The sequence below is a fragment of the Neisseria chenwenguii genome, assembly GCF_002216145.1.
Taxonomy (GTDB): domain Bacteria; phylum Pseudomonadota; class Gammaproteobacteria; order Burkholderiales; family Neisseriaceae; genus Neisseria; species Neisseria chenwenguii.
Genome location: NZ_CP022278.1, coordinates 2,314,420 through 2,326,973, shown reverse-complemented (window position 1 = coordinate 2,326,973; position 12,554 = coordinate 2,314,420). Strand labels below are relative to the sequence as shown.

The window sequence follows — 12,554 nt, the reverse complement described above, 5'->3', positions numbered from 1 at the left end:
TTCAGACGGCCTTGTATCGGGTTACTTTTACGACTGCATTATAGACTCCGACTTCATGAAAATAGTGTAATTTCGACCGCTTGCTATCAACCTGAAAACTAACACAGTTTTTGTATCACAATCGCTTTATCATACCGACCCAATGCGCCAAAACCATTATTGTTATTTTGGGCTTTGGTTTTAATATAACCGGTTAGGCAGATATTTCTTTTGACTAAAAATGCATCATTTTTAGCACGTTCCTGTGCAACTAATTCAGACAATACATTTCGCTCATCATTTAAATAATATATTTGTTTTTGATAGATAAATTTAGCTTCTTCAACGGATATTTGTATTGTTCCATTCATATCGATAGGATTGACTGAGGTATCCGTATCAGTTTGGATACAGGCAGTTAATAAGAGCAAAACAAAGAAAGGAAATCTCATTGTGCTCCTTCCAATTATAAATTAAAGATAACGAAAATACCCACCTAATTTTAGGCGAGGTATTTTCGTCATTTTAGCTCAATTACTGCCAACTAAAGCTTAAGTCCCTCCAGCTATTTGGCAGAATATTACCTGTCGCCCAGTAATTAGCTATCGGATTAGGGACATAGAAATGCGGGCTGATAAAAGGAGTATGAACATACCCTGAACGCATATTCTCTACATTCATACTGGGAGTACGTCCCTGCCAACGCAAACCGCCACTTACTGCATTCAATTCTTGTGTAGAAAGTTCTATCATAATTAACTCTATTAAGTCAATGATTACAAAAATTACTGTACACGGATTATCCGTTACAATACTCAGTATCTTAATCATAAGAAACTTAGTTGAGATACAATTAAGCACTAAGGCTTGCTTGCTAATATCAGCTCAAATTGTACCCAAGCAGTTTTTTAAGGTGTCTCATCTTATTGAATATTAATATCACCCGTACAGAGTCAAATTGACTGATTTTCGGCTATTTCGTCAGATTCTTGGCGTTTTTTGCAGAGAATAGCCAATATGAAAGGAATTACATTATGAATAAACATGTTCCCAGCCTTGATGTTGAAAAAATCCGCAGCCTGCGCGCTTCCAAGCAATAGACACAAGAATATGTAGCCGAAATGCTGCATATTTCCCCATCCCAATATGCGCGGATTAAACGCGGTGAAATTTCCCCGCGTTTAGAACTACTGTTTAAACTGGCAAGCTTATTTGAAAAAGATGCACTGGAATTGCTTGAAGTCGGCCAATACTTCACTAAAACCCAATTCGCATACGACAGCCCTGATACCACACAGGCGCAGCAAAGTAATGTGTACCATAACAATTATTACGGCAATGACACAATGGCTGCTGAAATCGAAAAATTAAAGCAGGAATTACGACATAAAGACGAGTTATTGCAGCAAAAAGACAAAATTATTGCGTTGTTGCAGAAAAAGCAGGCGGATTAGCCTAATAGCGCTTGGAAAGGTCAAAATTCAAGTTTATAAAATTGATTCTCCTAAAATTTATAGCTGCCCTTAAATATTCAGGTTCCACCCCATGACCCCGAAAACCTTCGCCCTGCTCGGCCCTACCGCCTCCGGCAAAACCGGCCTCGCCCTGAAAATCGCCGAAAACCTGCCCGTCGAAATCATCAGCCTCGATTCCGCGCTGGTCTACCGCGACATGGACATCGGTACTGCCAAGCCCACCGCCGCCGAGCGCAGTGCTGTGCCGCACCATCTTATCGACATCATTTCCCCGCTGGAAAGTTACAGCGCCGCAGAATTTGTCGCCGACTGCGTCCGCCTTGCCGCCGAAATCCGCGCGCGCGGACGGCTGCCGCTGATTGTCGGCGGCACCATGATGTATTTCCACGCCCTGACCGAAGGCCTGAACAATCTGCCCGAAGCCGACCCCGCCGTCCGTGCCGGATTGCAGGCCGAAAAAGCTGCGCACGGCCTCGAAAGCCTCTACCGCCGCCTGCAGGAAACAGACCCTGCAACCGCCGCCCGCCTCGCACCCGCCGACAGCCAGCGAATCAAGCGCGCGCTGGAAGTGTTCCTGCTCACGGGCAAACCGCTGAGCCGCCACTTCGCCGAAAAAGCCGCCCACACCCCGCCGCTGGATTTGTCTACAGTAGCTCTGATTCCCGCCAACCGCGCCCTGCTTCACGCCCAAATCGGCAAGCGTTTCAAGCAGATGCTCGAACAAGGCTTCCTCGACGAAGTCCGCGCCCTGCAACAAAAATACCCCGCCCTCCACCCCGACATGCCCGCCATGCGCTGCGTCGGCTACCGCCAGGCATGGGACTACCTCGACGGCGCGTTTGACTACGGCGAACTCGTCGAAAAAGGCAGCGCCGCCACCCGCCAGCTCGCCAAACGCCAGCTCACTTGGCTGCGCAAAATCCCGCTCACGCAAAGCATAGACCCCTGCGCCGACAGCTGTTTTCAGACGGCCTTAGCGGCGGTCAAGCGGCATTTTGGCGTGTGAGAACGTGGATGACTTCCCACATCCTCAGACCTTTGCGAAGATAAAAATGTATATTTGGATACCGTCTGAAACGCTTGATTCTTCAGCCGACATCATTTCCGCACAGGCACGCTGCTGTCCGGAATAAATTCCTGAGGCCGTCTGAAATTCTGAAATGCTGATGATTCCCGCGTTATTAGCTTCGATTGGACTCAAAATCGGCAACGGTTGGGTTTCTGCAATCTACTCCCTCCTCCCCTGCGCCTTGCGCGGGAGTGGGCTGGGGTAGGGGTAGTTTTCCTCCTGAAATGGTAAATTTTTCTGAAAACCAAGCAAAACGTTGCTTCTACGAAGCACCACCCTCTCCCGCGCAAAGCGCAGGAGAGGGGACAGATTGTAGGAACTTCAAAATTGGGCGTCGAAAATCAGCCGTTTTCACAGATTTAAGTTTCACCAACTTTTTGATATTTCGATGTTTTCATCTCATCCGAAATGCCAATTTCGTAATATTTTGATATTAAAAAATTTATTCCGGACAGCGGTGCGCCTGCACGGGAATGACATCCGTAAAAATTCAGTTGCTGAGCGTAGTCGAAACACTTACGCTGAGCCTAACCGAAGTGTCGGACGGCCATTCTGATTTTTACAACGCGTTCATGCCGTCTGAAAACCACACCAAAAAGACATGCTCACCACCCCGCCCCTCGCCCCCAAAACCCTTGCCGCCCTGCAAAGCCTCGGCATCAACACGCTTGACGACCTGCACCGCAGCGGTTCGACCAAAACCTTTCTGCTGCTCAAAGCCGCAGGGCTGACCATTACCGACAGCACCCTCTGGCAGCTCGAAGCCCTGCTGCACGGCTGTACACCGCAAACTTTAGATAGCGCCGCCAAAGCCGCACTCCTCGCCACCGTCAAAACCCATCCGCCCGTCGCCGCGTTCCCTGTGCCGTCTGAAATGGAACGCTTCATGCGGATTGCGCTGAATGAGGCCGAACAATCCGCCGCCGCAGGCGAAGTACCCGTCGGCGCGGTGGTGGTAAAAAACGGCGGCATCATCGCCGCCGCCCACAACACCTGCATTACCGACTGCGACATCAGCCGCCACGCCGAAATCCGCGCCCTCGCCCAAGCCGGTGCCGCGCTGCAAAACTACCGCCTCGACGGCTGCGACGTTTACATTACCCTCGAGCCCTGCCCCATGTGCGCCTCCGCCCTGATTCAGGCGCGGGTCGCAAGAGTCGTTTTCGGTGCCGCCGAGCCCAAAACCGGCGCCGCAGGCAGTGTCATCAATCTCTTTGAAAACAGCCTGTTAAACAAACATACCGCCATAACCGGCGGCATTCTGGCCGACGAATGCCGCGCCGTTTTACAGCGTTTTTTTGAAACACGGCGCGGGTGAATTTTCAGACGGCATCAAACCCCGACGGTGGCTGAACGTAATCGGAGCCGCTTTACGTGACCGTGTGAGCGCATTGAAACGTTAAAATGACGTCTGAAAAATTAGGAATATTTTCAGACGGCATCAGGATCTTTGCGGGTACGCTTTGCGCGGGGCAAAACCAACCGTTCCTATGCCGTATAAAAACCCTGCCAACCGCTGCATACCGAAAGGAAACACCATGAACCCCATCCTCATCCTAGACGGCGGCATGGGCCGCGAGCTGTTGCGCCGCGGCGCGCCGTTCCGCCAGCCCGAATGGTCGGCGCTCGCGCTGACCGAAGCGCCTGATGCTGTGCGCGACGCACATTTGGATTTTATCCGTGCCGGTACGCAGGTCATCACCACCAACAGTTACGCCGTCGTGCCCTTCCACATCGGTGCGCGTTTCGATAACGAAGCGCAGATTTTGGCCGCCTCGGCGGGACGTCTGGCGTGCGAGGCGGTCGGACAGAGCGGCCGGAACGTGCAGGTCGCCGCCTCGCTACCGCCGCTGTTCGGCTCCTACCGCCCCGATTTGTTCGACGCGGAAAAAGCGCCGACACTGGCCGCGCCGCTGGTAACGGGCTTGGCGCCGTATGCCGATATTTGGCTGGCCGAAACCGTCTCCTCGCTGGCCGAAGCCCGTGCCTGGAAAGCCGCACTGCCCGACGACGGCAAGCCGTTCTGGCTGTCGTTCACGCTGGACGACGCCGCGCCGCACACTGTTCCCCAAATCCGCTCGGGCGAAAGCGCGACGCAGGCGGCGCAAACCGCGCTGGAGCTGGGTGCCGCCGCCCTGCTCTTCAATTGCAGCGCGCCCGAAGCAATGGAAGCCGCCGTACGCACCGCGCGCCACACCGTCGGCAGCAAAATGCGCGTCGGCGTCTATGCCAACGCGCTGGTGACGGAAGACAACAACAGCGACGACGCCAACGGCGAACTCAGCAGCCTGCGCGACGACACCCAACCCGAAGCCTATCTGCGATGGGCGCGGCAATGGATTGCCGCCGGCGCAGACACCGTCGGCGGCTGCTGCGGCATCGGCCCAGAACACATCCGCGTATTGGCGGACGGGTTGGCCGGTCAGGCCGTCTGAAAACCATAAACGGCGACGGCGCCACACCCGAACCGGAAAAAGCGACCCGCCAAGTATCGGAAACGGAACTGTCCGTCCTTCGGCACCCGATAACGTCTTCAGCGCGTCCTCCGGCATCTGGGATGCAGCCCGTTAAAAATGCCTGTCTGAAAACGGTTTTTCAGACAGGCATTTTTAGTGAAACAAAACAAAAAGATACAGGACGGCAAGCCGCAGCCTGCGAAGCAGATTTCTTGATGTGGGTTCGCGATACGTTACCGCTCCGCCATTCCCGCTTTAATCTTCTCCGCCAAAAATTCCGCCGCCGCCCTCACCCTCGGCGCCAGCAGGGCACGGTGGGGGTAAAAGCCATAAAACTCATTGCCTGATTCGAACAGGATAATACGCGACACGATGACGTGGCCGTAACCTTTCCAGTAGGAAACCCGAGTTTTATGGCTATTGAGAGCAATATACCCATGATCGAAATAAAAATCAACACAAAAGAGCTGGAAAGCCGTCTGAATGAGGCAGCCGACAAAATCGGCAACACCAAGCCCTTGATGGCGGATTTGGCACGGATAATGCACAACGCCGTGATTGAAAACTTCGAGGCAGGCGGACGGCCTGCGCGCTGGGAGCCGCACAAGTATCCGCCGCTGCGCAAGGGGTCGGGCATTTTGCAGGCGACAGGCCGTCTGAGAAACTCGATTACGCAGGCGAGCACCGGCAACGAAGCCGTTGTCGGCACGAATGTGGTTTATGCGGCCATCCACCATTTCGGCGGCAAAACGGCGGCGCACGTTATCCGCCCTAAACGTGCCAAAGCGTTGCGGTTTGGCGGCAAGTTTGCAAAGCAGGCCAACCACCCGGGCAGCAAGATTCCGGCGCGGCCGTTTATGGTACTGCCGCCGGAATTGGAGCACGAGGCGGGCGCTGTCTTTGTGGTGCTGTTTGGACAGAACGGTTTTCAGACGGCCTGTTTTGAGGTGGGCTTGGGCGAGGTAAAGCGGCAGCTCGGCGATTCCGCAGCCGGCAAGCGTGGCTTCGAGCAAGGTTTCGGGTTCGGAGAGGATGAGTGCAGGGGCAGCGGGCAGGTAGGTTCGGATGCCGCCGTCTGCATTTTTGAAGTGCCACGGCATGAGTTGGTCGGTGCCTAGACGGCGCACGATGAGGCGGTGGGCGGACAGGCCGTCTGAAAAACGGGGCGTGCCGTATCGGGAGAGATAGTCGGGCGAGGCGGCGAGGCAGAGGGGCATTTCGGCCAGCTCCCGCGAAACCATGGAGGAATCGGGGATATTGCCGCCGCGCACGGCGAGGTCGCAACCGGCTTTGACGAAATCGACGGGGCGGTTGTCGAAATCCAAATCGAGCCGTATCAGCGGGTGACGCTTCTGCCATTCGGCCAGATGGGGCACGACAAACAGCCGCCCGACAGTGTTGGGCAGGGAAATGCGCACGCTGCCGGCGCTGTCCTGTCCGGCTGCGAGACGGACGTTTTCGGCGGCGTTTTGCAGGAGTTCGAACGCTTCGGCGGCCTGCGCGGCAAAGAGACGGCCTCCGTCGGTCAGGTTTAACGTGCGGGTGGTGCGGTTGAACAGGCGGATGCCCAGCGATTTTTCGAGGGTGGAAACGTTTTTGCTGACAGCGGCGGCGGTAAGGCCGAGTTGTTGGGCGGCGGCGGTAAAGCTGCCGCTGTGCGCGGCCTGGATAAAGGATTGGATGCAGCGCCAGTCTTCGGTTTTCTGCATGATTGTCAACTACCGGTTGAGTATGTTTTTCCGATTATAGGATTTTTCAGACGGCCCGAACACGTCATAATGGCTTCCGTTCTTCGAACAGGAGCAAAAACATGGGCAAACCCGTTTACTTTATCATCGACGTCAAAATCAACGACCCCGAAGCAATGAAACCCTATCAGCAGCAGGTTGCCGCCACATTTGAAAAATTCGGCGGCCGCCGTCTGATTGCAGGCGGTGCGGCCGAAACGCTGGAGGGCCGCGCGCCCGAGGGCAAAATCGTGATGGTGCGCTTCGACAGCATGGAACAGGCGCACGCCTGGCACGAATCGCCCGAGTACCAAGCCATCATCGGTATCCGCCACACCGCCGCCGAAAGCCGCGCCTGGTTTGTCGAAGGCGTGGAACAGGCCGTCTGAAAAACAGATGTCTGTCTGAAAAACCCGGTTTGACAACCCTCCAACGCCCAAAGGATTCCCAAAATGAAAACCCTTGTCATCGTATCCCACCCCTACTACAAAAACTCCCGCGTCACCCGCGCGCTGGCCGAAGCCGCAGGCGCCGTCGAAAACGTAACCGTACGCAACATCGACGAGATGTACGGCAGCGATTTTGCCGCCATCGACGTCGCAGCCGAACAGGCCGCGCACGAAGCCGCCGACCGCATCGTTTACCTGTTTCCCGTCCACTGGTTCAACCTCACGCCCATGCTCAAAGCCTATATGAACGCCGTCTGGGCATACGGCTGGGCGTTTGGCGAAGGCGGTTATGCACTGGAAAACAAAGAGCTGCAAATCATCGCTCCCGCAGGCGCCGCAGCGGAAACCTATACCCGCGAAGGTTTGGTCCAGCGTACGCCCGAAGACGTCTTCAGCCCGCTCGAAGCCAGCGCCTACTACACCAGCATGACCTACAGCACACCGCTGATGTTCAACGGCTCGAATGCCGTAGACGATGCGGGCCTGAAACAATGGCAGGCCGCCGTAACCGAACGCCTGCAATCCCCGCTCGGCAGCCATGTTCGCGGCAAGTCCGCACGCCGCCACCACTGACACACCCAGGCCGGACATCAATGCCCGGCCTGCAAACCTTTCAGACGGTTCAAACAGCCCGAAAGGCCGTCTGATGAAAAAAGCAAAATGCCTGTCTGAAATCTGATTGCCGGACGCAGCCTGCAATCTTTCAGCACCGTAACCGTAGGCTTGGCATTTACGCCTGACGCAAATTGAAACAGGCGGAGCCAAAGCCTGCACGAATGCCCGGCCACAAAACCTTTCAGACGGCCAAAACAGGCAGCCTGAAAGGACGTCTGAAAACCGCTTCCAAATAAGGAATCCCGCCATGTTCAAAAAATCCCTTGCCGTAGCCGCATTGGCCGCCGCGTTGACCGTTCAAACGGCCGCTGCCGCGCCCGTGTTTAACCTGTTCGAACTCGGCATCCAAAACGGCAAAACCGCACATTACGACGACATCGGCAGCCGCAACATCACCGCCTCGGTCGGCGGCGAAAAAGGCACGCCGGCGATGTATTCCGTCAAGCGCAAAGACAATCCGAACCTGGCCTATATGGTTGAAATCTATGCGGACAATGCCGCCTATCAGGCGCATTTGCAGTCGCCGCAATACAAGGCGTTCCTTCAAGCCTCGCCGCAGATTCTGACCGACCATAAAAAGCGCATCGAACTGGTGTCACAGTTTCTCGGCGACAAAACCGTGCGGCAAAGCGCCGCAACCCGCACCAACCTCGTCATCGTCGATGTCAAACCCGAACACGCCGCCGCGTTCGCCCGCACCGTTCACGACGAAATGGCGCAGGCCGTGGCAAAAGAGCGCGGCGTACGCGCCATCTACGCCGCTACCGAAAAATCCGCGCCCAACCGCTGGTATTTCTTCGAAATCTACGCCGACGATGCCGCCTATCAGGCACACCGCCTAACACCGCATTTTCAAACCTACCTCAAACAGACCGCGGACATGACGGCATCCAAACAGGCCGTCGGAATCACCCCTGCCCTTCTGCAAAACAAAGGCGGACTGCGTTTCGACGTTTTAAAAAGCAGGGAGTAACACCCTAAAAAAACCTACCAAAAATCTCATTGGGTACCTGATTTTGGGGCACACGGCAGTACGGCCTCCACCTCTGGGACACCGCCGCCGTATACGGCATGGGTTCGTCCGAAACCGCGCAAACCGCCATCACCCGGGCAATCGCCAAAGGCATGCCGCCGCTTATCGGGCTTAACCAAACCGCACCACGTTACCGACGCCGCAGCCGCTGCAAAAATCGTTTTATCCGCCGACGAAATCCAAACTTTCGAGAAGCTGGCGGAAGAAACCGGCGCCGATACCAAAGGCGCATGGGAAAACCCGATGGTGTGAGGGTTTTCAGACGGCCCGGCTGTTTTTTTTCAGGCCCTCTTGCCGTCTGAAAGACAGAATGCCTGTCTGAAAACAGTACCGCCGCAGGACGGGTATCGATACCAGGCCTGTCCTCCGCAAAGACCCTCTGAAACATCAAATGCCTGTCTGAAAATCTTTTCAGACAGGCATTTTGTCGTTCGAATGGCGAAGCGGGTACCTCGAACGGCCGGCATCAATACTTCAACACTTCTCCTTCTTCCGGCACGGCGACGCGCTTGCCCAACCCGTTGGCTTTCACATAGCGCCGCATATCGTTGCGGCTGACGGTAGCATGATTGACCGCATCCATGTGCACGGTAATGATGTTTGCGTTCGGTGCGGCACGGTAGGCCCTGCCCACGTCTTCCGTACCCATGATGATGCCGCCCTCCATATTCTGCAGCATGGCTTTGCCGGTGTTCATCACGATGATTTCGGGCTTGTATTGCGCAAGTGCGTGGTCAACATGGTAGTTCCACAATGTATCGCCCATGATGTACAGGGTTTTTTCGTTCGGAGCTTGGAACACGACACCCATTGCTTCACCGAGCAGCTCGGCCAGCTGCGGAACTGCATACATTTGATCGGTGCCGTGCTGGCCGCCCGTTTTACTCAGGCGTACATTTTTAAATACGGTGTTTTGTCCGACTACGCGTACATCCCGGAACCCTTGGCTGCGGATGATTTTGGCATCGCCCGCATTTTGTACGAATACAGGCAGATTTTTCGGCAGCAGTTTCTGCGCGGCCTTATCCCAGTGGTCGTCGTGGGTATGGGTAACAACAACGGCATCCACGCCTTTGATGATTTCGGCCGGAGAAGATTTCATATCAATCAGCGGGTTGCGTTTCCGGCTGTTGACCGTACCTTCGAAACCCGCATACGCACCTTTGCCGGCGAGATACGGATCGACTAGGAAGGTTACGCCGCCGTAGTGGATTTTGGCGGTTGCGTTGCGGATATGCCGGTAACCGACTTCGGCCATCGCCGGAACGGCGGCAAGCAGTGCGGCGGTCAGGAGCATGGTTTGACTGGCTTTCATGGTATTTCCTTATTCTTGCATCGGGTTGAACGGATAAAACGAATTGTATCTATGTAAAAATCTCCCGATAATTGACTATCGGCTCAAAAAACATAAAAATCGGGTCAGATATTTTTCCATGCCGCCTGATTCCGATTCGGATACCAACCATGCTCAAAACCGCCCTGCTGCTCTATCCCGACATCAATCCTTTCCATTTTTCCGTTCCTTATATGGCTTTCCAAGATGCATCGGAAGGCTTGTTTGACGTTAAAATCATCACGCCGACGGGCAAACCCTTGGCAAACAATATCATGCAGCCGAAAATCGACGGCGGCTTGGATCTCTTGGAAGAATGCCGCATCATCGTCATTCCCGGCTGGGCAGACGCAGATACGCAGCCCGATACCGCAACGGTCAAAGCGCTTCAGGCCGCCTGCGGACGCGGCGCATGCCTGGTGGGGCTTTGTTACGGCACGTACGCGCTGGCCTATGCCGGACTTTTGAACGGCAAAAAAGCGGCCACGCATTGGCTGGGAAGCGACGATTTCCGCCGCCGTTTTCCCCAAGTGGCGCTGGACATCAATTCGATCTACGTCGAAGACGGCAACATCATTACCTCTGCGGGCACAGCAGCGGCACTAGACTGCTGTCTCCATATTATCCGCAAATTCTACGGTGTGAAAGCCGCCAACAAAGCGGCCCGGCTCCTGGTCGTACCGCCGCACCGCGAAGGCGGGCAGGCACAGTTTATCGAACGGCCGCTGGCGCAATCAACCCGAGACAAGAAAATCAACATATTGATAAATACGTTGAAAGACACGCTGCATTTACCGCACAGTACCGACAGCGCAGCCGCACAGGCCAATATGAGCCGCAGCACTTTTACCCGCCACTTCAAAAAAGCCACCGGCATCACTTTTCTCGAATGGCTGCACCAAGAGCGCCTGCAACTCAGTCTGGATTTACTGGAAAACACCTCGCTCACCATCGACCAAATCGCCGAACGCTGCGGCTTTCAAAATACGGTTTCGTTCCGTACGCAGTTTTACCGTTACTATCAGGTACAGCCGAACGCGTGGCGCAAGCAGTTTGGCAGGTAAAAAACAAAAAAGCCAGCCGCAGCTTGGGTCAGCCGCGCCTTTTGCGGCGTAACCCGACACCCGCTGCAAACGACCCAACCCGTTCAACCCAAACGAGTAGGGTGTATGCCGAAGCATGCACGCGTTCTATGAGATTCACAAATAAAGCCGCCTGAAAAAACTTCAAACAGGCTTTTTTCCAAAACCTGTTTTTCAGACGGCATGACCCGCCCGAAATCAGCGGCGGCTGTAGCGCCTGCATGAAAAAAACCAGCCTGCATCAGCCGCGCCCGCCGTATATCTGCCCTGATACGGCAGCGGCCGCGTCCGTTTTTCAGACGGCATTCTTTTACATATGAATGCCGTCTGAAACTTTCGGAGCACCACCGCCCCGCGGCTGCCGTGCCATGCCGTCTGAAAACAAGGCATCCCGCTTTTTTGTCCGAATATTTTTCCCAAACGGTTTTTTACAGAAAACATACCGAAAACAACAGTTTAAAAATTTTTTAAAAATAATTGTCAGATTTCTTCATGCTGTCCGTCAAATCAGACAGATTCAGTTCGCAACACCTTTCCTCCCGCCGCCTACCGTTCTGGAAACATCCGAAATCCGGTGCAGGTGCGGAATAAACTCTCACTTTTAAAGAAAGAAATCATATGTTCAAACAAACACTTATCGTAACCGCGTCTTTACTCGCCCTTGCCGCATGCTCGCCGGCCAGCTCTGGTTCGGCTTCGACAAAAGCCGCCGATGCGCCCGAAGTCATGATGGCCGTACCGCAAACAGCGGCAAACTGGGAAGTATCCGATGCAACCATTTCTTTCCTCAGCAGCAAAATCAACAAGCAGCTCGGCAGTACCACCGAGCAATCGAGCTTTACCGCCAGCCAAGCCATGCTGGACAAACAGGGCGAATTTAAGATGGAAGTGGATTTGAGCAGCGTCAAAACCGGCATCGAAATCCGCGACCAACGTTTGAAAGACTGGGTATTCGAAACCGCCAAATTCGCCAAAGCCGGCATCAGCGGGAAAGTAGACGTCGATGCAGTCAGCAAATTGGCACTGGGCGAAACCCTCAAGCTGAAACAGCCTTTGGTGTTGGACATCCACGGCCAGCAAATCAACCTTGAAGCCGATTTGTCTGCCCAACGCGTCAGTGCGGATAAGATTATGGTCAGCACATTGAGCCCGGTTATCCTGGATATTAAAGCCATGGAAATGACCGAAGGCGTGGCCAAACTGGTCGAAGTAATGGGCTTGAGCTCTATCGTCCAGCAGATTCCCGTTTCATTTAATGCAGAATTCACCCGCAAAGAGTAAGGAGCAACGCAAACCGAACAATCAGATTTTTTCATTTTTCCTTCTTCATCGAGGC

Annotated in this window: 11 protein-coding genes and 2 pseudogenes; 10 read left to right on the top strand and 3 right to left on the bottom strand. The window is 54.4% G+C overall.

The features are described from left to right. Positions 1-98 precede the first annotated feature (98 nt). The gene (locus BG910_RS11275; RefSeq protein WP_089036925.1) at positions 99-431 is read right to left on the bottom strand and encodes a hypothetical protein; all 333 of its coding nucleotides are present in this window, start codon (positions 429-431) and stop codon (positions 99-101) included. Between the two features lie 669 nt (positions 432-1,100). Between BG910_RS11275 and BG910_RS11270 the strand changes: the two genes are divergently transcribed. The 5 genes and pseudogenes from BG910_RS11270 to BG910_RS12920 all read left to right on the top strand — a co-directional run. Continuing rightward, entirely contained in the window at positions 1,101-1,433 is a 333-nt protein-coding gene (locus BG910_RS11270) for a helix-turn-helix domain-containing protein (RefSeq protein WP_089036924.1), read from the top strand. Positions 1,434-1,524: 91 nt separating this feature from the next. Further along, entirely contained in the window at positions 1,525-2,460 is a 936-nt protein-coding gene (miaA, locus tag BG910_RS11265) for a tRNA (adenosine(37)-N6)-dimethylallyltransferase MiaA (protein ID WP_089036923.1), read from the top strand. 664 nt (positions 2,461-3,124) lie between these two features. Then, positions 3,125-3,841, top strand: a complete 717-nt coding sequence (gene tadA / locus BG910_RS11260) for a tRNA adenosine(34) deaminase TadA (RefSeq protein ID WP_089036922.1) — start codon at positions 3,125-3,127, stop codon at positions 3,839-3,841. Between the two features lie 220 nt (positions 3,842-4,061). After that, positions 4,062-4,958 (top strand): homocysteine S-methyltransferase family protein, encoded by an 897-nt coding sequence (locus BG910_RS11255; RefSeq protein WP_089037253.1) that lies wholly within the window; start codon positions 4,062-4,064, stop codon positions 4,956-4,958. A 434-nt stretch (positions 4,959-5,392) separates the two neighbouring features. Continuing rightward, positions 5,393-5,794, top strand: a pseudogene (locus BG910_RS12920) (phage virion morphogenesis protein); the annotation flags it as partial. 93 nt (positions 5,795-5,887) lie between these two features. Here the strand turns inward: BG910_RS12920 and BG910_RS12915 are convergent. After that, positions 5,888-6,688, bottom strand: a pseudogene (locus tag BG910_RS12915) (LysR family transcriptional regulator); the annotation flags it as partial. A 101-nt stretch (positions 6,689-6,789) separates the two neighbouring features. Between BG910_RS12915 and BG910_RS11245 the strand changes: the two are divergent. The 3 genes from BG910_RS11245 (at position 6,790) to BG910_RS11235 (ending at position 8,743) form a co-directional block, all read left to right on the top strand. Then, positions 6,790-7,095, top strand: coding sequence for a DUF1330 domain-containing protein (locus tag BG910_RS11245; RefSeq protein ID WP_089036920.1), 306 nt, complete (start codon positions 6,790-6,792; stop codon positions 7,093-7,095). A gap of 63 nt (positions 7,096-7,158) precedes the next feature. Further along, positions 7,159-7,728: an NAD(P)H-dependent oxidoreductase gene (locus BG910_RS11240; RefSeq protein ID WP_089036919.1), complete on the top strand. Its 570-nt coding sequence runs from the start codon at positions 7,159-7,161 to the stop codon at positions 7,726-7,728. A gap of 289 nt (positions 7,729-8,017) precedes the next feature. After that, positions 8,018-8,743: a putative quinol monooxygenase gene (locus BG910_RS11235; RefSeq protein ID WP_089036918.1), complete on the top strand. Its 726-nt coding sequence runs from the start codon at positions 8,018-8,020 to the stop codon at positions 8,741-8,743. A gap of 526 nt (positions 8,744-9,269) precedes the next feature. On the opposite strand, the gene BG910_RS11230 is transcribed toward BG910_RS11235, so the two are convergent. Then, the gene (locus BG910_RS11230; RefSeq protein ID WP_089036917.1) at positions 9,270-10,118 is read right to left on the bottom strand and encodes an MBL fold metallo-hydrolase; all 849 of its coding nucleotides are present in this window, start codon (positions 10,116-10,118) and stop codon (positions 9,270-9,272) included. Positions 10,119-10,267: 149 nt separating this feature from the next. Between BG910_RS11230 and BG910_RS11225 the strand changes: the two genes are divergently transcribed. Together BG910_RS11225 and BG910_RS11215 are read left to right on the top strand one after the other, a co-directional pair. Continuing rightward, on the top strand, positions 10,268-11,200 hold the full coding sequence (locus tag BG910_RS11225; protein ID WP_089036916.1) for a GlxA family transcriptional regulator: 933 nt from the start codon (positions 10,268-10,270) through the stop codon (positions 11,198-11,200). 636 nt (positions 11,201-11,836) lie between these two features. Further along, the gene (locus tag BG910_RS11215) at positions 11,837-12,499 is read left to right on the top strand and encodes a YceI family protein (protein ID WP_089036914.1); all 663 of its coding nucleotides are present in this window, start codon (positions 11,837-11,839) and stop codon (positions 12,497-12,499) included. Positions 12,500-12,554: the final 55 nt, after the last annotated feature.